This window comes from Candidatus Palauibacter sp. (genome assembly GCF_965222475.1).
In the GTDB taxonomy this organism is placed as follows: Bacteria; Gemmatimonadota; Gemmatimonadetes; order Palauibacterales; family Palauibacteraceae; genus Palauibacter.
The window spans coordinates 445,258-466,344 of record NZ_CBDCUB010000008.1 but is presented as its reverse complement, the minus strand read 5'-3'; the positions used below and the strand labels follow the sequence as shown (position 1 = coordinate 466,344).

14 protein-coding genes and 1 pseudogene are annotated in these 21,087 nt (G+C 68.7%); 13 read left to right on the top strand and 2 right to left on the bottom strand.

Translation table 11 applies throughout. The features are described 5' to 3' along the window. Positions 1 to 188: 188 nt before the first annotated feature. From ACOQPP_RS17510 to ACOQPP_RS17500, 3 genes are all read left to right on the top strand, one after another. Positions 189 to 824 (top strand): hypothetical protein, encoded by a 636-nt coding sequence (locus tag ACOQPP_RS17510; protein ID WP_419167491.1) that lies wholly within the window; start codon positions 189 to 191, stop codon positions 822 to 824. A 110-nt stretch (positions 825 to 934) separates the two neighbouring features. Further along, the gene (locus ACOQPP_RS17505) at positions 935 to 2,431 is read left to right on the top strand and encodes an FG-GAP-like repeat-containing protein (protein WP_419167492.1); all 1,497 of its coding nucleotides are present in this window, start codon (positions 935 to 937) and stop codon (positions 2,429 to 2,431) included. A 21-nt stretch (positions 2,432 to 2,452) separates the two neighbouring features. Next, the gene (locus ACOQPP_RS17500) at positions 2,453 to 5,239 is read left to right on the top strand and encodes a TonB-dependent receptor (RefSeq protein ID WP_419167493.1); all 2,787 of its coding nucleotides are present in this window, start codon (positions 2,453 to 2,455) and stop codon (positions 5,237 to 5,239) included. Between the two features lie 55 nt (positions 5,240 to 5,294). Here the strand turns inward: ACOQPP_RS17500 and ACOQPP_RS17495 are convergent, their stop codons facing one another. Together ACOQPP_RS17495 and ACOQPP_RS17490 are read right to left on the bottom strand one after the other, a co-directional pair. Then, positions 5,295 to 6,488, bottom strand: a complete 1,194-nt coding sequence (locus ACOQPP_RS17495; protein ID WP_419167494.1) for a hypothetical protein — start codon at positions 6,486 to 6,488, stop codon at positions 5,295 to 5,297. Positions 6,489 to 6,579: 91 nt separating this feature from the next. Continuing rightward, the gene (locus ACOQPP_RS17490) at positions 6,580 to 7,776 is read right to left on the bottom strand and encodes a hypothetical protein (protein WP_419167495.1); all 1,197 of its coding nucleotides are present in this window, start codon (positions 7,774 to 7,776) and stop codon (positions 6,580 to 6,582) included. Positions 7,777 to 7,943: 167 nt separating this feature from the next. Here ACOQPP_RS17490 and ACOQPP_RS17485 point away from each other — a divergent pair, with 167 nt between their 5' ends. The 10 genes and pseudogenes from ACOQPP_RS17485 to qhpC all read left to right on the top strand — a co-directional run bounded on the left by ACOQPP_RS17485 (position 7,944) and on the right by qhpC (position 21,058). Continuing rightward, positions 7,944 to 9,377, top strand: a complete 1,434-nt coding sequence (locus tag ACOQPP_RS17485) for a HupE/UreJ family protein (RefSeq protein ID WP_419167496.1) — start codon at positions 7,944 to 7,946, stop codon at positions 9,375 to 9,377. A 115-nt stretch (positions 9,378 to 9,492) separates the two neighbouring features. Beyond that, entirely contained in the window at positions 9,493 to 10,518 is a 1,026-nt protein-coding gene (locus ACOQPP_RS17480; protein WP_419167497.1) for a peptidyl-alpha-hydroxyglycine alpha-amidating lyase family protein, read from the top strand. 52 nt (positions 10,519 to 10,570) lie between these two features. Beyond that, the gene (locus ACOQPP_RS17475) at positions 10,571 to 11,245 is read left to right on the top strand and encodes a hypothetical protein (protein ID WP_420637099.1); all 675 of its coding nucleotides are present in this window, start codon (positions 10,571 to 10,573) and stop codon (positions 11,243 to 11,245) included. A 6-nt stretch (positions 11,246 to 11,251) separates the two neighbouring features. Then, the gene (locus tag ACOQPP_RS17470) at positions 11,252 to 12,829 is read left to right on the top strand and encodes an NAD(P)/FAD-dependent oxidoreductase (RefSeq protein WP_420637389.1); all 1,578 of its coding nucleotides are present in this window, start codon (positions 11,252 to 11,254) and stop codon (positions 12,827 to 12,829) included. 542 nt (positions 12,830 to 13,371) lie between these two features. Beyond that, a pseudogene (locus tag ACOQPP_RS17465) lies at positions 13,372 to 14,606 on the top strand (IS256 family transposase). 45 nt (positions 14,607 to 14,651) lie between these two features. After that, positions 14,652 to 15,917, top strand: a complete 1,266-nt coding sequence (locus ACOQPP_RS17460) for a hypothetical protein (protein WP_420637098.1) — start codon at positions 14,652 to 14,654, stop codon at positions 15,915 to 15,917. A 280-nt stretch (positions 15,918 to 16,197) separates the two neighbouring features. Then, complete coding sequence (locus ACOQPP_RS17455) at positions 16,198 to 16,962, top strand: hypothetical protein (protein ID WP_420637097.1); 765 nt, start codon at positions 16,198 to 16,200, stop codon at positions 16,960 to 16,962. A gap of 523 nt (positions 16,963 to 17,485) precedes the next feature. Then, entirely contained in the window at positions 17,486 to 19,273 is a 1,788-nt protein-coding gene (peaA, locus tag ACOQPP_RS17450) for a quinohemoprotein amine dehydrogenase subunit alpha (RefSeq protein ID WP_420637096.1), read from the top strand. Then, the gene (gene peaB, locus ACOQPP_RS17445; RefSeq protein ID WP_420637095.1) at positions 19,270 to 20,709 is read left to right on the top strand and encodes a quinohemoprotein amine dehydrogenase maturation protein; all 1,440 of its coding nucleotides are present in this window, start codon (positions 19,270 to 19,272) and stop codon (positions 20,707 to 20,709) included. Before peaA ends, peaB begins: the two co-directional genes overlap by 4 nt. Positions 20,710 to 20,722: 13 nt before the next feature. Beyond that, a complete protein-coding gene (qhpC, locus tag ACOQPP_RS17440) occupies positions 20,723 to 21,058 on the top strand; it encodes a quinohemoprotein amine dehydrogenase subunit gamma (protein WP_419167509.1) in 336 nt (111 codons plus the stop codon). Positions 21,059 to 21,087 lie beyond the last annotated feature (29 nt).

The following is a 21,087-nucleotide window of genomic DNA, read 5'->3' as shown; positions in this document are numbered from 1 at the left end:
CGGGAGGCGGGCGCGGCTCGATGTGACCCGAAACCGGGTTCGGTCGTCCTCGCACAGGGAAGGTGCGCATCAGCGCTCGCAGAGCGATCGGGCACACGGTCGGCGGAGGTTCAATGCGACGGATGTCTCCAGCGGCAGACGGACGTTCGGGTGGCGCCAGATGGCGCCGACCCCGGGCTCGCGGGCGCATGGCCATCTCGCTGGCCGTTTCCGCGCTGTTTCACGCCGCGCTGCTCGCGTGGGTCACGGTGGGGATCCCCGAGAGTCGACATGCCGCCGGGGGCCTCGACCGCCCGGGTCCGGAGATCGCGCCCGCATCGGAGCGGGTCATCGAGGTGGTCCGGATCCGGCCGCCCGGCGTACTTCCGTCCGGTGGATCGGCGGGTTCGTCGGCCGGGGCATCCGGGCAGGCCGCCGCGCCGGCGGCCACCCTGCCCGCCGAACTCCCTTCGGTATCGGTGCGAGGGGTGGGGACGTCGACTGCCGGTCTGCTCGCCTTCGTGGCCATCCCCGAATCCCCGCTGGCGCTGCCAGCGCTCGGTGAGCCCGCGGCGGAGGCGCCGGCGAGCAATCGGGGCATACTGCGGCGCAGACCCGAGTCCGGGGCCTTTCCGGGCCAGGGTGACCGCTGGACCTCGAGCGCTTCCGGGCGAGGTTTCGGAGGCGGCGGAGTGACCATCTCGGGTGTCGGCACCGACTGCATCACCGCGGGCTCCGCGGGAGCCGGGATCCGCACCGGGTTGAGCCTGCCCGGCCGAGGACGCGGCTGGGGCCTCGGCGGCGCGGGAACCGGCGGACGCCGGATGGGCTGGTTCGGCCGCTGATAGCAGCGCGGGATTTCTCTCCCCTCCTCCAGCAGTCCTTCCTCCATTCGCGAACTGTCCCTGCATCCGGCGGTAGAGCATCTTCCCGGCGACCCGCGGAGGATGCGCCCATGACCAAAACCCGTGACTCGGCCCCCGGCACGCTGTCGCCCGGGGTCGCAATGGCGGTCTGCCTGGCCGCCTGCGGTGACCCCGTCACGCCGCCCGACCCGGTTCCCCAACCGCTCCCGCTTGTCGCCGTCCAGTCGCTGACGCCGACCCCCAACGCCCGGGCCGCTCCGCGAGACGGCGACCTTCTCATCAGCTTCGACCGGCCCCTCGATCGATCCCACGCGGATGTACTGGATGTGAGGGTGTTCGGGCGCTGGTCCGGCGTGGTCGAGGTCGCGCTCGAACTCGGAGAACAGGATCGGACGCTGCGCATCCGTCCATCGGAACCCTTCGCGGCCGGCGAAGAGGTCACCGCGACGCTCGTGGCCGGCTCGTACGGGGGGACGGAGGGCGAGTTCGGCCTCGGACATACATGGACCTTCCGCACCGCCTCCGCGCCCGGCTCGTTCGCCCAGCGCGGCGTCGCCACCCTGCCGGTGCGGCGGCCGGGCGAGGCCCATATCCAGACGTACGGGGCCTACGCCGGGGACCTGAACGGGGACGGCTGGTCGGACCTCATCCTGCCGAACGAACGGTCCGTAGACATCCGCATCTTCCTCAACGACGGGGCCGGCGGCTACGGAGATTTCACCATCGTCCCCGTGCCGGGCGGGGTCGACCCGAGCACCAACGAGGGTGCGGACCTCGACGGCGATGGCGACATCGACCTCGTGGTCGGGAACGCGCGCGGCTCGCTCGCCGCCGTGTTCTTCGGCGATGGAGCCGGCGGCATGACGCACGTGCAGAATCTCAATGTGGGCGAGGGCGTGCGCGGCGTCTGCCTGGTCGACTTCGAGAACGACGGCGACGCCGATCTCGTCGCCACCGCGTTCAACGCGAACCGCGTCGCGCTGTTCCGGAACTCCGGCGGGACCTTCTCGCGCACCGGCACCATGGACGTCGGGGACGGCGAGTGGTCCTGCGCCCCCGGCGACGTGAACGGCGACGGGCTGATGGACGTCTTCATTGGCACCCGCCGCTCGGACGAGGTCATCACGCTGGCCTCGCGGGGCGATGGCACCTTCGAGGCGCTGGGACGGATCCGATCCGGGGACGCGTGGATGCTCGCGTCGGGAGACCTGGACGGTGACGGGCGGGTCGACGCGGCCGCGGTGAACGGCGCCGCGGCCTCTCTCGCGATCCTTCGCGGTGGGCCGGAGGGGGCGTTGTCCCTCGCCGAGGAACACCCGCTGGACGGCTTCCCCCTCGCGATCGACGCGGGGGATCTCGACGGAGACGGAGATCTCGATATCCTCACGTCGGACTTCGACAGCGGCCACTTCGTGATCTTCGAGAACGCCGGGGGACGCTTCCTGAGACGCCCCGAGGTACTCGCGGCCCGGACCGCGGCGTCCTGTGCGATCCTCCACGACCGGGACAACGACGGGGACCTCGACATCACGGGGATCGACGAGATCGACGACCTCCTCTTCCTGTTCGAGAACGTCGGCGGGTAACGGGCGGTGGCGCCGTCCGGCGTGAGATGCGCGCGGTTCGCTCTCGGGGCCCTGCTTCTCGTGGCGGCCGCACCCCGCGGCGCTTCGGCACAGGGGAGCGTCGGCGGCCGGGTGTTCGCGGACGACGGGCGCCCGCTCGCGGGGGCGCGGGTCGCGGTCGCCGGTACGCCGCTCGGCACGCTGACCTCCCGGCAGGGACGCTACCTCATCGACGACGTTGCGACCGGGATCCGGACGGTTCGCGTGGAGGGCGCCGGGTTCGTTGGGGTCGAGGCGGAGGTGCGGGTCACGACCGGCCGGCGGGCGCACCGGGATTTTGCGATCGGGGCGGAGGTCCCCGTGAACGGCACCGCTCGCGTGATCGGGTCGCGGGCCCCGCACGGCGCTCCGGACGAGTTGGGCGTGGCGGTGGACTTCCACCCGGCCCGGCGGATCGCCGAGAGCGCGCAGGTGGAAATGGCCGCGGCGCTGAACGAACTCGCGCCCTCGGTCTACTTCCCGCGCCGACAGGGGGCGGACCTCACGTCGGGCGTCCGGCCGTTCCAGCTGCGCGGACTGTCGCCGGACCACACGCTGGTCCTGGTGAACGGGAAGCGCCGCCACGCCACGGCCGTCGTTCACACGTCCGGCGGAGGGGCCTTCGCCGGCTCGAGCGGCGTCGACATGAACGCCTTCCCGCTACAGGCCGTGAGTCGCATGGAGATCCTGCGCGACGCGGCCGCGGCTCAATACGGGTCGGATGCGATCGCCGGCGTCATCAATCTGCGACTCAGGAATACGGTCTCGGCACCCGAGTTCATCGCCTCGGTCGGACACCACTTTCCGGACGAATGGGACGACGACGGGTCGCGCTACGACCTGTCGGGACACTGGGGGATCGCGATCGGCCCCCGCGGGGTGCTCAACCTCACGGGCGGACTCACCCAGCGAGACCCCACGAACCGCGCGGGCGCCGATCCGCGCGACCAGATCGTCCCCGGCGATGCCGACTTCGTGGACCACGGATCCGTCATCCGCAAGAACAACGAGGTCCCGCAACCGACCCACCGGTGGGGGGATGGCGAGTCCACGGGCCGGATGTTCCTCGCGAACTTCGAGCTTCCGCTCGGAGACGCCCCGGACGCGGCGCAACTCTACGCGTTCGGCGGCTTCAGCAAGCGCCGGGAGCGGCATTCGGATCTCTACGTGCGGTCGATGGACGACCGCAACTGGCCGCAGATCCATCCGTTCGGCTTCCTCCCGACGTTCGATTCCGACACGCGTGACCTCTTCGGCGTCGCGGGCGTGCGGGGGACGGAGCGCGGCTGGAACTGGGACGTGAGCGCGCAATACGGCTCGAACCGCGTCGACATCGACCTCTTCGACACGCTCAACCCTTCCCTCGGTCCCTGTCTCGAGGCCGCGTGCGCGCCCCGCGCCGACGGTATCTCCGGGACACGCGACGACCCCGGGATACGGAACAGGACGCGGTTCTACGCCGGCTCGCTCGAGAACGGCCACTTCCTGGCGAACACCGACGTGTGGCGGCGGCTCGACCTGGGGCTCGGAGGAGGCGACGCCACGCTCGCGCTCGGAGCCTCGTTCCGGCGCGACCACTACCTCGTGATCGAGGGTGAGAGGGCGTCGTACGCCGATGGTTTCCGCGCCAGCCAGAGCGGCGGCATCGCGGCCTCCGGCTCCCAGCGATTCACCGGCTTTCGACCGGCGCAGGCCGGGCGCAGGGGCCGCTCCAACCTCGGCGCGTACGGGGAACTCGAGGCGCCTCTGCTGCCCCGGATCCTGGTCTCGGCGGCCGCGCGCTACGAGCGCTACGACAACCTGGGAGGCGCGCTGAGCGGGAAGCTCGCCGCCCGGCTCGGGCTGTCGGAAGACGTCATCTTTCGGGCCGGAGCCTCGACCGGCTTCCGGGCGCCCGCACTGAGCCAGTCCCACTACGGACACATCACGGCGGGCCGCCGGGAGGATCCCGACGATCCGGAGAACCCGACTCCATTCGAGGTGGGCGAGTTTCCCCTGGAGACAGCCCAGGCGAGGGCCCTCGGCGCGGTCCCGCTCACCATGGAGAGGTCGCGCTCGCTGAGCGCCGGCTTCGCCCTGACGCCGACGGACAACCTTCACCTCACGGTCGACGGATACGTGACGGAGGTCGACGGCGCCATCATCCTGTCGAACCCGCTCTCGAGCAAGCGTGTCCAGCGGTTGCTGGCGGACTACGGGACGGAATCGATCCGGTTCTTCTCGAACGCGCTCGACGTCCGCGCCTACGGGGTGGACGCGGCGGTCGACTGGCGACGGAGGATCGGCGACGCGTCCCTGCTCGAGCTCGGGGGGGCGGCGAACTGGAGCCAGGTGAAGGGACGTTGCCCCGGCGACGACATTGCGGCCTGCGTGGAGGAGAACCCGGTACTCAGGGACGAGACCTCCGCGATCTACGACGCGTTCGATGTCTTCCACCTCGAGGAAGGCCTCCCGGACTGGCGCGGCGCCTTCCGGGCGGGACTCTCGACCGGCGCCTTCCGGTTCGGACTCGGCGCCAACGTCTACGGCGCGCAGGAGGAACTGCGCGCGTTCGGGAGAGGGGAACACCCGAACCGAATCCGCCGCCTCGAGCCGAAGGTCACCTTCGACGCGGCGGCGACGTGGGCGATCGGCGGCGAATGGCGGCTGACGGTGGGCGGTGAGAACCTCTTCGACGCCTTCCCGACCCGCGTGGACGCGTTGGGCGGGATCTTTCCCTACCGCTCTACATCGGCGATGGGCTTCAACGGCCGCTATCTGTACACGCGGCTACAGGCTTCGGTCTTCTAGCGACCCGAAGCGCGCGGGTGCCCGGATCGTGGCGTCGGCTCGCCGCGCCAGCGGCCTACTGCCCGTCGGGCCACGGGGGGCCCTGCTCGGCCGGCACACTGCCCATGCCCATGTAGACGAACTTCTGGATGCGCTTCCCGTCGTACGTCTCGGTCGTGTAGACGTTGCCCTCCGAGTCCGTTGCGATGCTGTGCACGCCGATGAACTGTCCCGGCTGCCGACCCCCATCGCCGAACGTGGTCAGGACTTCGAGCGAGGCCCGGTCCATGACGTAGACCCGGTGGTTCGAACCGTCGGCGACGTACATGTACCGCTGTTCGGGATCGCGCGAGAATGCGAGGTCCCAGGTGGACCCTGCTCCCAGCGTACGGGGGGCGATCCCCACCTCGTCGACGAACGTCCCGTCCCGCCGGAAGACCTGGATCCGGCTGTTGGCTCGGTCGCATACGTACACCAGCCCATCGAGCGAGGGGTCGGCGCAATGGACCGGCGTGCGGAACTGCTGGGGAGGTGGCGCGTCCGGATCGTAGGGCGGCGTCGGCGTGTCGTCCGGCGCGTTGCCGTAGGCGCCCCAGTAGCGCTTGAAGGCGCCCGTCGACGCGTCGAGCACCGCAACGCGGCGTCCCCCATAGCCATCGGCGACGTATGCCTCGTTGGCCTCGGCGTCAAAGGCGACCTTGGCCACCCGGTTGAAGCGCGTCTCGCTGTGGCTGTCGGGCTCCTGCCCCAACGCCGGTTGGCCGTACGACGCCAGGAACTCCCCGTCGCGAGAGAACTTCAGGATGTGCGAATCGCTTCCTCCGTTGCCGCCGATCCACACGTTGTCCATGTGGTCGACGGTGACCCCGTGGTTCGACTCCGGCCACACGTACCCGTCGGAGGGACCGCCCCACGAGTTGACGAGATTCCCCTCCGGATCGAACTCGAGCACCTCGGGCGCGGCGCGGCAGCACTCACTGGTCGGCGGATCCGCTTCCGCTCCCAGTTCGGTGCCCGGATTGATCGAGGCGCGACGGTGGATGATGAACACGTGATCGCGGGAGTCCACCCCGACGCCGACGGTCGAGCCGAGCAGCCAGTGTTCGGGCAGCGGCTTCGGCCAGAACGGATCCACCTCGAACATGGGCGCCTCGACGCCCGATCCCGCCGCGGCCGAGCCACTGTCGTCCATCGCCGCCTGCCCGCAGGCGAGCGCAATACCGACGCCCGCGAACAAGCCACAAGTAAGGGTTCGACGCTTCCTGTTCATGGTCCCTCCTCGCGGGACTGAAAACGGGGGCGTCCCCGAGAGAGGCGCCCCCGTCCCTTGTGAGTCCGGCCGTGAAACGCGACCGGCCCGGCTACTGCTCGCCGCGCGGCCAGGGCGGACCCTGGTTCTCCGCGGAAACCTGGCCCATGCCCATGTACACGAACTTCTGGACCCGCTTCCCCTCGTAGGTCTCGGTCGTGTAGATGTTGCCCTGCGAGTCCGTCGCGATGCTGTGGACCGCGAAGAACTGGCCTGGCTGCCGGCCGCCATCGCCGAAGCTGGTCAGGATCTCGAGCGTGGCGCGGTCCATGATGTAGACCCGCATGTTCTTCCCGTCCGCCAGGTACATGTATTTTTGCTCCGGGTCGCGCGAGAAGGCGATGTCCCACGTCGACCCGTCGCCCAGCGTGCGCGGCGCGATCCGCACCTCATCGACGTACGTGCCGTCCGTCTGGAAGACCTGGATGCGGTCGTTGGGACGGTCGCATACGTACACGAAGCCGTCGAGCGACGGCTCGGCGCAGTGCACGGGCGTCCGGAACTGCTGGATCAGCGGGGCGTCCGGATCGTAGCGCGGCGTCGGCGTGTCGTCCGGGACGTTTCCGTACGCGCCCCAGTGGCGCTTGAAGGCGCCGGTCGATGCGTCGAGCACCGCGACGCGACGCCCGCCGTACCCATCGGCGAGGTAGGCCTCGTTGGCCTCGGCGTCGAAGGCCAGCTTGGCGACGCGGTTGAAGCGCGTCTCGCTGTTGCTGTCAGGCTCCTCCCCGACCTCCGGCTCCCCGTAGGACGCCAGGAACTCGCCGTCGCGCGAGAACTTCAGGATATGCGAGTCACTCCCGCCGTTGCCGCCGATCCACAGGTTGTCCATGTGGTCGACGGTGATCCCGTGGTTCGAGCCCGGCCATACGTAGTCGTCGGAGGGGCCGCCCCACGAATTCACGAGGTTGCCCTCGGGATCGAACTCGAGCACGGGGGGCGCGGCCCGGCAGCACTCGCCGATCGGCGGGTCGGCGTCGGCCCCGCCTTCGGTGTGTTCGGTGAGGTTGCCGCGGTGGATGATGAACACGTGGTCGCGGGAGTCCACCCCGACTCCGATCGCCGATCCGAGCACCCAGTGATCCGGCAGCGGCTTCGGCCAGAAGGGGTCCACCTCGAACATCGGCGCCTCGACACCCTGTCCCGTGCTGGCCGAGGCTCCGTCGTCCATCGCCGCCTGACCGCACGCGAGCGCGATGACGACGCCCGCGACCGCACCCAGGATGAGGGTCCGCTGCTTCCCAGTCATGGCTGTATCTCCTTGCCGATCCTGTACCGTGCCGCGCCCGTTCACGCTACCTGTCCCGTCCACATTCGTCCAGAGACGCTGCCGGGGTCGACGCCACGGGCCAACCGCGCCATCGTTCCCGACGAACAGGCCTCATCTCGAAACGTCACGGAATTCGGAGATCGTGAATGGACGCCCGCTACCGGACAACGACCCTGACCGGGCTCGCGCTCGCCGTCGGCGTCCTGTCGGTCCCGGCCGGCGGGCTGCGGGCCGCAGCGGATCCCGCGACGCCGGAGGTGCCCGGCCTGGCGGTGCTGCACGAGATTCCGTCCGACGTCACGGTTCAGGCCTTCGTCACGCCGGAGGGTCGCCGCCTCCGCTTCCTCGTCCGCGCGCCGCTCGAGTCGATGCGGGACATCGAGTTCCCCCAGTACGGCCTGGGGTATCTCGACCTGGAGGCCGCGGGGCCGTTCCTGCGCGATGCGGCGCAACTCTGGCTCGCCGACTACGTCACCTTCCATGAAGAGGACCGCCGCCTGGGGACGCCGCGGATCGTGGCCACGCGGGTCTCCCTCCCCTCGGACCGTTCCTTCGCCACGTACGAGACGGCGCTGGCGCATTTCGACGACCCGCCGCTCGATCCCGGGCTGCAACTGCCGTGGCGGCAGGCGCTGCTCGACGTGCTGCTGGAGTACGAGATCGAGTCGGACCAGTCGCGTTTCTCGATCGACCCGGCGTTCGCGCACCTCGGGCTGCGCACGGTCACGGTGCTGCGCCTGCGCCCGCCGGACCGGCCGGAGCGCGCTTTCCAGTACGTCGGCGACCCGGGACTCGTGCGGCTCGACCCCCGCTGGCACCAGGCGGCGCTGCGTTTCGTGTCGCTCGGCTTCACGCACATCCTCGACGGGATCGACCACCTTCTCTTCCTGCTCTGCCTCGTCATCCCGCTGCGGACGCTGTGGGGTCTGCTTCCCGTCATCACGTCGTTCACCATCGCGCACTCGATCACCCTCATCGCGTCGGCGTTCGGGATCGCGCCGCGGGCGCTGTGGTTTCCGCCGCTGATCGAGACGCTGATCGCACTCTCGATCGTCTACATGGCGCTCGAGAACATCGTGGGGGGGAAGCCGCGCAAGCGGTGGCTGCTCGCGTTCGGGTTCGGGCTCGTGCACGGCTTCGGCTTCTCGTTCGCGCTCAGCGAGTCGCTCCAGTTCGCCGGCGGGCACCTGCTCACCTCTCTGCTCTCCTTCAACGTGGGGGTGGAGTTGGGGCAACTGTTCGTGGTGGCCCTCGCTGTCCCGGTGGTTGAACTGTTGTTCCGGAAGGTGGTGGCGGAGCGGATGGGGACGATCCTCGCGTCGGCGCTGCTCGCGCACACGGGCTGGCACTGGATGACGGATCGGGGTTCCGAGTTGATGGCCTACCGCTTCCGGTGGCCCGCCTTCGACGCGGCGTTCGGTGCCGGGCTCATGCGCTGGGCGACCCTCATCGTCATCATCGTGGGTGCGGCGTGGGCGATCAGCGGCCCCTTCGGCCGGCTGGCGGCCAGGGCGAAGAGCGGCGGGAGGTCGACCGTGGCCGCGGGAGGCAGCCCCGCGACGGAACCCGAGGCGACGTAGCGGACGTTCCCGCGGGAACGTCCTCGGGACCCCACGGCGAGGGCGGATGCCTGCGCTTGCCCGGCTTGGCGATCACGTCGCATCGTCACCGGACCCATCACGGAAGGAGGGCGGATTGCAAGGCGCAAGACGAATCATACTTCTCGCGGTCCTCGCGCTGGCGGCGGCGGGGCCGGGCGCAGGGACGCTCCAGGCGCAGTTGACGGCGCCGAACCCGTACATGGCGATGGACGACTGGGGGCAGCTTCCGGACGGCCGAAGCTGGGGCGCCACGAGCGCGGTCTATCCGGCGCCCGACGGCGAACACATCTGGGTGGGCGAGCGCTGCGGCGCGAACCTGTGCGTCGAGAGCGATGTCGACCCGGTCCTCCTCTTCGACACCGAGGGCAACCTCGTGCGGAGCTTCGGTTCGGGGATGATCGCGTGGCCGCACGGGATGTTCGTCGAGGACGACGGCAGCGTGTGGGTGGCCGACGCGGTGGGCTACGCACCGGTACCGGAGGGCTGGGGACACGTCATCTACAAGTTCAGTCCGGAGGGCGAGGTCCTGATGATGTTGGGCGAGAAGGGCGTCGCCGGCGACGGGCCGAACCACTTCAACAAGCCGTCGGACATCCTCGTCGCGCCCGACGGGAGCATCTTCGTGGCGGACGGACACGACGCCGGGGGCAACAACCGCATCATCAAGTTCGCGCCCGACGGCACCTTCCTCATGGAGTGGGGGCGGATGGGGACGGCGAACGGAGAGTTCCGCGACCCGCACGCGCTCGCCATGGACTCGCAGGGGCGTCTGTTCGTCGGCGACCGCGGAAACAGTCGCGTCCAGATCTTCGACCAGGAGGGGCACCATCTCGAGACCTGGTACCAGTTCGGGCGTCCGAGCGGGCTCTTCATCGACGAGAACGACGTGCTGTATTCGACGGACTCCGAGTCGAACGCGCGCCGCAACAAGGGATGGCTGCGCGGGATCTACATCGGCGACGCGGCGTCCGGGTGGGTGACGGCTTTCATCCCCGACCCCGAGCCGAATCCGGACGCCTCGGGAACGAGCGGGGCCGAGGGGATCGCGATCGACGCGCATGGAAACCTGTACGGGGCGGAAGTCGGACCCCGTCAGATGCGGAAATACATCCGGCGCTAGCCGCGACCGGGGCGGAGCAGATCGAGCGGATTACACTGGACAGGAGTCGGACATGAAACGGGCCATCAGTCTCACCGCGATTCTCCTCGCCATCGGCGCCAGCGCGGCGGCGGCGCAGGACGCGAACACCAGCTTCTTCATCACGAGTTCGAATTCGGGCGACGGCGCGGACCTCGGCGGACTCGAGGGCGCGGACGCGTACTGCGAGACGCTGGCCGAAGCGGCGGGGCTGCCCGACCGCATGTGGCGGGCCTACCTGAGCACGACGGGCGCGGGCGGCGTCAACGCGCGCGACCGGATCGGCGACGGGCCGTGGTACAACCACGGGGGCACGATGATCGCTCGCGATGTCGAGCACCTGCACAGCAACGGCCCGAACCTGACCAAGGCCACGATTCTCACCGAGAACGGGGATGAGGTGAACGGTCGGGGCGACCAGCCGAACCAGCACGACATCCTCACCGGCTCGCTCATGAATGGCATGGCTTCGGGCGCGGACGGGGACACGACGTGCAGCAACTGGACGTCGGGCGGCGAGGGCAGCGCGCTCGTCGGGCACCACGACCGCACGGGGGGCGGTGCGAACCCGACGTCGTGGAACGAGGCGCACGGCTCGCGGGGCTGCAGCCTCGAGGACCTGCGCGGCACGGGCGGTGACGGGCGCTTCTACTGCTTCGCCACCGACGGGCCGAGCGGAGGGGACGTGCTGCGGCAGCGGGAGAACTGAGCCGACCTGGCAGACACGTCAACGGACACGTCACATGATGTCCTGGTCGTCGGCGGGGGGCCGGCCGGCTGCGCCGCCGCGGCGTCGCTCGCCCGGCACGGGCACGATGTAGCGCTCATCACCCGGCCGGCCCCGCCGGCGAAATGGCTCGCCGAGTCGATCCCCAGCTCGGCCCGCAAGCTCCTCGAACGCGTCGGGGCACTGGATGCGCTCGACGCGGCGGGCCTCGTGCCGAACGAAGGCAACACCGTCTGGTGGGCGGACATGCCCCGCCGAGAGGAGCGGTTCGAGACGCACGAGCGCGGCTTCCACGCCGACCGGGCCGCGCTCGAGGCCGTCTTTCACGGCGTGGCGCTCGAGGCGGGCGCGCGGCTGCGGACCGACGGCCCGGTCATCGAGGCGGCGGCCGAGCCCGACGGCTGGCGAATCGCCACCGCAGCCGGGAACTATCGGGCCCGCTGGGTGCTCGACGCCTCGGGCCGCGCCGGGGTGCTGGCCCGGCGCGGGTTCCGCATCCGCGAACGCGGGATCGCCACCCTCGCCCTCATCGGCCGCTGGACCGCCGCGCCCGACCGCCCCGCGCCGGACCCGGGCTGTACGCTCATCGAAAGCTACCGGGATGGGTGGGCCTGGTCGGTCCCGACCTCGCCCGGCACCCGCTGCGTGACGGCGATGGTCGACCCGCGCCGCACGCGCCTGAGCCGCGAACTCGGCCTCGAGGGCATGTGGCGCACCGAACTGGGCAAGGCGGCTCGCCTCGCCCGGCGGCTCGGCAGAGGGCGCGCCGGCGGACGGCTCGCGGGCCCCGTGCGGGCGTGTCCCGCGTCGCTCTACGGCGCGACCTCGTACGGCCGGGCGGGCCTGCTCCTCGTCGGCGACGCGGGCTCGTTCATCGACCCCCTCTCCTCGTACGGCGTCAAGAAGGCGCTCGCCTCCGGATGGCTCGCCGCGATCGTGGCGCACACCGCGCTCGAGGACGAGGCCATGACCGGGCCGGCGTGCGACTTCTACGACGACAGGGAACGCGAGGTGTATCGCACCTACCGGGCACTCTCCGTTCCTTTCCTCGAACAGGCCGCCGAGGCGAACGGCCACGCGTTCTGGGAGGTGCGCCTGGCCGCGGCCCGGGAAGCGGGTGCGGGCATCCTGGAGCCCGCCTCCCCGTCCGGAGCGCCCGCAGTGTCGGAACCGGGAGACCGCTCGCTCGCGGAACGCCAGGCTGACGCCTTCCTGGCGCGCCCGGAGGTGCGGGCGGCGTGGGAGACGATCCGCTCGCTACCGGCGGTTCGGTTTCGGGCCGGCGCCACGCTCGCGACCGTGCGCCGTCCAGCTGTGGTGGGCGACCGGGTCGCGCTTGAACGCCTCCTCACCTCCGAGCGGCTGCCGGGCGGAGCGCGCTTCCTGCGCAACGTCGACCTCCGACGGCTCACCAACGTGGCTCCGACGCTGGATCAGGTTCCCGACATTTACCAGGCATACAACCGGCTCGGGTCGCCGGTGCCGCTGCCCGATTTCCTGGCCGTCTTAGCCTTCGCCGTCGGGGCCGGCTTGCTCGAGCTCCAAACGGACACCTCTTGCCGGTAAGGATCCCGACGAGGAGTTGCCGGTCGAACCTCCGCTGACGACGAGTGCGGCGCACCCCTCTCGGGCAACCCCTCAAACCCCTCTCAGGGGCGGCCGTGACTGACCGTCCCACCGTCATGGTCGCCGCCCCATGTCACTCCTGCGGAGCATGCCACCCTGGCAGGAGAAACCGCCTGCGGCGGGCGTGTCACCGTCCAAGTTGCTCCGGCAGGCGCGGGGTGTGGACGTGGACCGCCCCGGCCCAGGGCATCGAAAGCGAGCACACACAACAGATGGCGCGCATCGGCATTAGAGCGGCAGAGGCGGTGCAGCGGTCTTGCCATTGGGTGTCCCCCCCCCACAATTTTCGGGTGGCTTGAGAAGGGGTCTTTGGCAGGATTTTTGGGCGCGAGTGACCGGCGGAGAGTTTCCCCGGCGCACATAACGGCGTCATCATGAATGGAGGAAGGGGCTCTAAGGTGTGTAAAAAGCGAGGCGACGTACCTTTCAGCTGACCAGTAACAACGGATCCGGGGGGAGACCCGGAGAAAGGACGTCGCCTCATGGGCAACGATACGCGGGAGAGATTCGACGGGCCAGCGTGGGAGACGCTGGAGGTGTGGGTGCGGGAGCAGGCGCGGGACATGATCCAGCAGGCGCCGGGGAGGAGGTGACGGAGCTCTTGGGCCGGGTGAAGTCTGAGCGGCGGGCGGCGGTGGACGCGCCGCCGGGCTACCGGAACGGGTACGGCAAGCCGCGTCGTCTGGCCATGAGTTCGGGGACGATCGAGGTGCGGCGGCCTCGGGTCGGGGGCTTGGAGGAGCGGTTCGAGAGCCGGGTGCTGCCTCTGTTCGCGCGCCGGACGCGGGAGGTGGGCGACTTGATCCCGGAGCTGTACCTGCACGGGCTGGCCGAGGGCGACTTCGAGCTGGCGCTCAGGGGGCTGTTGGGCGACGGGGCGCCGCTGTCGAAGTCCTCGGTGAGGCGGCTCAGGGCGAAGTGGACGGCGGAGCACGAGGCGTGGAGCCGGCGGCCGCTGGGCGACCGTGAACTCGTGTACGCGTGGGCGGACGGGATCTACGTGAAGGCGGGGCTCGAGAAGGACAAGGCGGCCCTGCTGGTCGTCATCGGCGCGATGAGCGACGGGACGAAGGAGGTGCTGGCGGTCACGCCGGGCTACCGCGAGTCGACGGCGTCGTGGGCGGCGGTGCTGAGGGATCTGAAGGCTCGGGGGCTCGGGACGCCGAAGCTTCTGGTGGCCGACGGGAACCTGGGGATCTGGGGCGCGGCGCGGGAGGTGTGGCCGGAGACCGCCGAGCAGCGGTGCTGGAACCACAAGACGGCCAACGTGCTGGACCGGCTGCCCAAGAGAGAGCAGATCGCGGCGAGGGAGATGCTGCGCGCGGCGGCGTACGCGCCCTCGCGGGCGGCGGCGAAGGAGGCGAGAGACGCCTTCCGGGACCGCTACGGAGACGCCGAGTCCAAGGCGGTGGCCGTGCTCGAGGACGACTGGGAGCGCATGACGGCCTTCTACGACTTTCCGGAGAAGCACTGGCGGCACCTGAGGACGACCAACGTGGTGGAGAGCCCGTTCGCCTCGGTCCGGCTGCGCACGACGGCGGCGAAGCGGTTCAAGCGGGTCGACAACGCCACGGCGCTCATCTGGCGGCTGCTGGTGGTGGCCGAGAAGAGGTTCGGGAAGCTCAACGCGCCCCACTTGCTGGGGGAGGTGTACGAAGGGAGGAGGTTCGAGGACGGAAAGCCCGTCCCCGAGGGTCGGGAGAGGATCGCCGCCTGATGACGTTTACACACCCATTGACCCGACCTCAACCCCACCACCGATATGCGTTTCATCGGATGGGACAAGATCATCAGGATGCTTCAGACGGACGAATGCATCTTCCTCTACCGCCGCTCCGGTGGAGCCTACACGCTGCACACCCGGAAGATGGTGTATAGCGACAACGTGGCGGCAACCGACAAGTACGGCATCCAGGTGGCGATGGTCCAACGCGAGACTGCTGATCCCGGTGAGTACAAAATCGAGATTCATGTGACTTGCGCGGTCCCGTGGGACGATATCGCGCACAAGGAGCTCCTGGCGCAATTGTCTGCTATCTTCCCGGCCTCCGAAACCAGGTCGGCCAGCATCAGGATCCGCGAACCGGTCGCGCATTTTGTCAGTTACAACCCTACGCTAATGGCACAGCTCCCCCGTATGCGCGATATTATAGTGAGGGTATCGCCCGAAGAACCGGAAGAGCTTTGTGCAGTCGGGTTTGACCGTGACGCGCATTCCGGCGAGTGCGAGGAGAACTTCGTCGGCCGGGACCTGGAAACCGTCATGTTTCCGATAGGTAAAGGATTCATTCCGCCGGGCTGGGGCATCGGCGGTACACGGGGAGGCGAAGACGATGACGATGACACGCAGGATCCCAACGAACCGCCCTCGGGCGCATACGCGCTTCAATGCCCGGCCGCTACCCGCGGGAGCACGGGTAGGTGCACCGTTCACGTACCGGATGACGTCACTCCCGCCACCCTGCGGTATCAGTGGTCCTCTGACAAGGGAGACACGAAGTCCGGCGGCGCAGAGGCCAATTTCTGGGACGGTACGGCGACAAGCACGGCGAACGTCACGGTCCGTGTCACGGACGCTTCCGGCTCGGAAGTGTTCTCCGACACCCAGCCGGCCACGGTTGGGGCTCGGCAGAATTACCGTCCGGCAGAGCTCAACGCAACTCCGTATTTCAGAAATCGCTCATACATGAATCGTCTCTCACCAAACTCACCAAGAGATAAGGTGGCGGGAGCCTATACACTTCCGCAGCACGCCCCGTCGCCACCAACGGCAGCACGTGGGTCCGGACCCTGGGCGAATGAGTACTATGCGCAGGCATCTCCCTATATTCCGACGTTGCTCCATATTGTAAGCGATTACAATTCCGATACGGCTAACACAGACGTAGGTCGCTATCCGGGCGGTAACAGTACTTGCCCGAGCTCCAGTTCCAACGTGGTGAATCAAGCAGCGTATTACGATGTCAATTACTACTGCCAGACCTGGACCGCTGCAGGACGTGTTCAGACTCCAGATCATATCGCATGAACGCGAGCACGAGGACGGGTACGAAGCCTGCATCAAGAGTAATACCGCGACTACTCACTTCAATGCGATGGAGCCTCTTGTCAGCTCCGAAGAAACCAGCATAAATAACAGTTTGGCGAGGGAGTGGAATGAGTTTTACAATAAGTTCGTCACGGCGGGCAAACAGGCAACGGCTCGCGTCAGCGCCAACGTATTCTGGCAGAACTACGGAAGTTGGGTAAAGAAGCTAGCACCCATTAAAGCTGAAGGTGGTCCTTTTAGCTGCTGAAGGAGGCTAAGAATGAGGTACGGCATCTTGCTGTTGGGGGCCTTGGCGATTCCCGCCGGAGCGGTAGCACAGGAGGTAGAGCGCGACATCCCAAAACGCTACGAGGTACCACGAGGGATGGTGCTGGATGTGGATGCGGGTGAGTGGAAGAACCCTACACCTGAGACCGCATTCGCGGCGTTCCAGGAAGACCCCTTGGTGGGTGAGTATGCTGTTATCGCCGTTCTGAGGCAGACGTTCGAACCGTGGTCGCGGGAAGAACTGGATGCGTTTGCGGATGTTCTCGTGCAGTCCGCGCGTGATGGTTCGCCGCTCATGGCTGTACGTTCATTCACGGCTCTCGGGCATTCGGCAGCCGTGTACGACGGGATGCAGGATACCCCCTATGCGGGCGCCACCGACGCGTTCATCAAGCTGTTCGAGTCCTCTGAGGATCGCGCGTCCATGGAGAATATGGAAGGACGACACGCCTTGTTTGGGGTTTACCACTCCGGGGAGGCCGGTGTGGAGTACGTTGAGGCGTTGATGGAATCCAGCCCGGAGCCGCCCCCGTGTCAGCATTCAATGATGGCGCGTGACGAGAACGGTCGTGTGATTCGGGAGGTCGACGGTACCACGGTGTGGACGATCCCCGAGAATCCATGCCCGAACGAGACGGTCTGGTGTCTCGCCGCTGAGCTTGTCATAGATAAGGGGGGGCCTGCGACGTTCCTAAGGGATCACCCGAAGTTCGAGCTGTGGCAGGAGCGCTGCCCGTATCGCTACGCGAGGTTTTAGCCCGGATTTCTCACACGCTGCCCCGGCGGGGTTCACCGAGGGTGTGTGGCGTGAAGAGGCACGGGTGCGCGGGCTCGGGAGTGGGAGGCGCCTACGGGGTTGTGTGGGCGGCGGGGCGCTACGTGGGGACCCGTGCGTGGACGCGAGCGAAGTCGGTCTGGAACGGGTGGTGTGCGTCCATGGCGACGGCGACGCGCCGGACGGAGTCACGCTGCGGTACACTCGATGAGTAGGATCGGGCAACCCCTCCACCGCAGCAGCGGACGAGGGCATTGTTCTTCGAGCCGCTGGAGAGCACGGGTTGTGGACTCTAACGCCATGACTGCTCAAAGGATACTGCAAGCACTGCGCCCCGCACTTACGCCGCCTTGATCACCGGTCGTGCCCGATTCTCGGATCGGCGGCGGAGAATAGCTGTTCCCACCGCCCGACTGGCTGCAGACAACCGATAGCACATCCCCCTTTCGGGCTGGCGCGCTCCGGTCGGCGGACGCACAATTGACCGGTTCGGAGTGGAGGATGGATGAGACGCGAAGCGACAACGCGCGGCGGACCTGGACTCAACGGGCTGCTGGCGGCGGGATTGGCCATCGGCGCGGTGGCCCTCGTCGGTGCGCGCGCCATCCCACCGGTCCCGGGCATGCCCGAGCCGCCCCTGGCCGAGCCGGCCGCACCCCCGGCCGCCGGCAGCCCCGGGTCCTCGTTCCAGGCCGACGACGAGGGCTATTCGATCGACAACGAGATCATCATTCGGCGCTGCCAGCGCTGCCACGAGCGCGACGAGCAGGGGCGGATGTCGCGGATCTCCTACGAACGCAAGACGCCGGAGGGGTGGCAGACGTCCGTTCGGCGCATGGTCGCGCTGAACGATGTGCCGCTCGATCCCGACGAGGCCCGCGAGGTCGTCCGCTACCTCGCGAACCGGCAGGGGCTCGCTCCGGAGGAACTCGAACCCGGCCGCTTCGAGGTCGAGCGGCGTTTGATCGAACACATCTACGAGGCGGACCGCGACGTCGAGAACACCTGCATCCAGTGCCACAGCATGGGCCGCGTCATCACCCAGCGCCGCACCCGCGAGGAGTGGGAACTGCTGATGGCGACGCACCGCGGCCTCTACCCCCTCGTCGATTTCCAGGCGTTCCAGTCGGGGGATGAGGGCCCGCAGCCCGTGGACGAGGCGATCGATCACCTGTCCGAGGCCTTCCCCCTCGAGACGCCCGAGTGGTCGGCCTGGTCCGCCTCGATGCGCTCGCCCCGGCTCGCCGGCAGGTGGGCGCTGGCGGGCTTCGAGCCGGGGAAGGGACAGATCTTCGGCACGGTCGAGATCGAGCCCGGAGATGGGCCCGAGGAGTTTCGCAGCTCGGCTTCGTACACCTACGCGGAGTCGGGGGAGCGGGTGCGGCGTAGCGGACAGTCCATCGTCTACACCGGATACCAGTGGCGCGGGCGGTCGAACCCCGGCGGTTCGGACGAACTCCGCGAGGTGATGACGGTCGACCGCGGCTGGCGGGAGATGACCGGCCGCTGGTTCACCGGCGCGTACGACGAGTTCGGGCCCGACGTGAAGCTGATCCGGGTGAGCGGCGGCCCCGTCGTCTCGGGCGTGCACCCGCGGGCACTCCGCACCGGCGCCGAGGCCGCCGAAGTCCGCGTCCACGGCGTGAACCTCCCGGTGAACCCGGCGGCCGCCGACTTCGACTTCGGTCCGGGGGTTCGCGTCGAGTCGGTGCTGGGCGGCGACGCGAGCCGGGTCACGGTGCGCGTCGCGGTGGAGGCCGATGCGCCGGTCGGGGGGAGGGACCTCTTCCTCGGCGGCGCGAGCCTGGCCGGGGCGCTCCAGGTCCACGACGGCGTGGACCGCATCCAGGTGACGCCGCGCGCGGGGATGTCCCGGATCGGCGGCGCCAACTTCCCCAAGGGATACCAGCCCTTCGACGCCATCGGGTGGAACGACGGGCCGGACGGAGAGCCGGACACGGAGGACGACCTCCGGCTCGGACGCGTGCCGGTGAGCTGGAGCCTGGAGGAGTACACCGCCACCTTCGACGACGACGACATCGATTACGTCGGCGCACTCGGCCCGGACGGCGTGTTCACACCCGCCATCGACGGTCCCAACGAGGATCGCCGGGGGAGCCGCAACAACGTGGGCGACGTGTGGGTGGTCGCGACCTACGCGGGTTCCGACGCGGATCCGGACGCGGCCTCCGGGAGACCGCTGCGCGCCCGCGGCCATCTCATCGTGACAGTGCCGCTCTACCTCAAATTCGACCCTTGGCAGGGCGTACCCACGGGCAGGCTGATCCCATGATCCGACCCCCCCACCAACTGGCGCTCCGCGAGTTCCACACCTTCGAGGCGGCGGGCGAGAATTTCCTCTACCTCGTCCCCTCGGCCGGCATCTTCCGGATCGACCCGGCGTCCTCGGCGATCCTCGACCTGCTCAGCTACGGCCCGCGCCAGCCGGGCGAGGTCGTGAACTCCCTTTCCGACCGCTTCCCCGTGGACCGGGTGCGGGAAGGCCTGACCGAACTCCAGCACATTCGTGCCGTCGGGGAAGCCGGGGCTCCCGCCGAACAGGTCGTGAACGACCTGCCCCCGGAGGGGTTCCCGCTCACGACGATGGTCCTCAACGTCACGAACAAGTGCAACCTCGCGTGCACCTACTGCTACGAGTACGGCGAGGACAAGATCGTCGACCCGACGTGCACGGACGATCCGAAGTTCATGGCGGACGAGACGGCGCGGGAGGGCGTCGAGTTCCTGCTCAAGGAGTCGGGACCGCTCGAAGTCGCCCACCTCACCTTCTTCGGGGGCGAGACGCTGCTCAACTTCCCGACACTCCAGGAAACCGTGGCCTATGCCCGCCACCGCGCCGAGGAGGAGGGGAAACGGATCGAGTTCAGCCTCACGACGAACGCGACGCTCCTCCGGCCCGACATCATCGAGTGGCTGGCGGAGAACGAGATCGGCGTGACCGTCTCCATCGACGGGCCGCAGGAGATGCAGGACCGCATGCGGGTCTTCCACAGCGGGAAGGGCTCCTACGAGACCGTCCGCCCGCGGATCCAGGAACTGCTCCGCCGGCACAAGACGCGCCCGATCGGGGCCCGCGTCACCCTCACGCGCGAGAACCTCGACATCCACCGCATCTACCGTCACCTCACCGAGGAGATGGGGTTCTGGGAGGTGGGATTCGCCCCCGTCACGACCTCCTCGGGCCGCGACTGGGAGATCACGGACGAGGGATACGTCGGCATGCTGCGCCAGTTCGACGAACTGGCCCGGGATTGGCTGGAGCACGCGGTCCAGAACCGGCACCACGGCTTCTCCAACGTGAAGGACACGCTGGAGGAGATCCACAAGGGCGTGAGCAAGGCGTATCCCTGCGGGGCCGGGCTCGGGCTCATGGGAGTGACGACGGGAGGCGACGTGTCGCTCTGCCACCGCTTCGCCTATTCCGACGACCACAGCTTCGGGACGGTGCGGGACGGGATCGACCGCGAGCGCCAGCGGGAGTTCCTCGAAGACCACCATGTCAAGAACAAGACGGACTGCCACACGTGCTGGGCCCGCCCCATCTGTTCGGGCGGCTGCTACCACGAGGCATATACGCGAACCGGAAAGACGACCGCGCCCAACCTGCACTTCTGCACCTGGGTGCGGACGTGGACGCATACCTGTCTGGAGATCTACGGAGAGTTGGCGGAGCGGAACCCGGCGTACCTGACCCGCTTCGACCATTGACCGGGAGAGAGCCGTGAAACACTTGAAGGCGATCAACCAGAAGGCCGGCCGGATCGAGGCGCAGGTGGCCCGCGAGCAACTCGACGTGGTCGGACTCGAGAGCCGGCCGCCGGAGGGGCCGCACATTCCGCTCGGGTGTTCGCTCGTCTTCTCGCCCGGCTGGGAGGTGGACTCGAGCGGCGGGACGGCCGGGCTCTGCCAGCCGGTGGAGCGGGACCTGTTCGACTGCCACCTCGCCTGCTTCTGGCCCGCGCATGTGCCCGACCAGCTCAACCACTCGCCGGACTGGACATCGCAGTGCGCCTCGGCGCAGAAGGACTGGCGCAAGCTCGACCTGGTCTTCCCGTGATCCGGCGCAGGCGCTCCCGGGGCCGGATG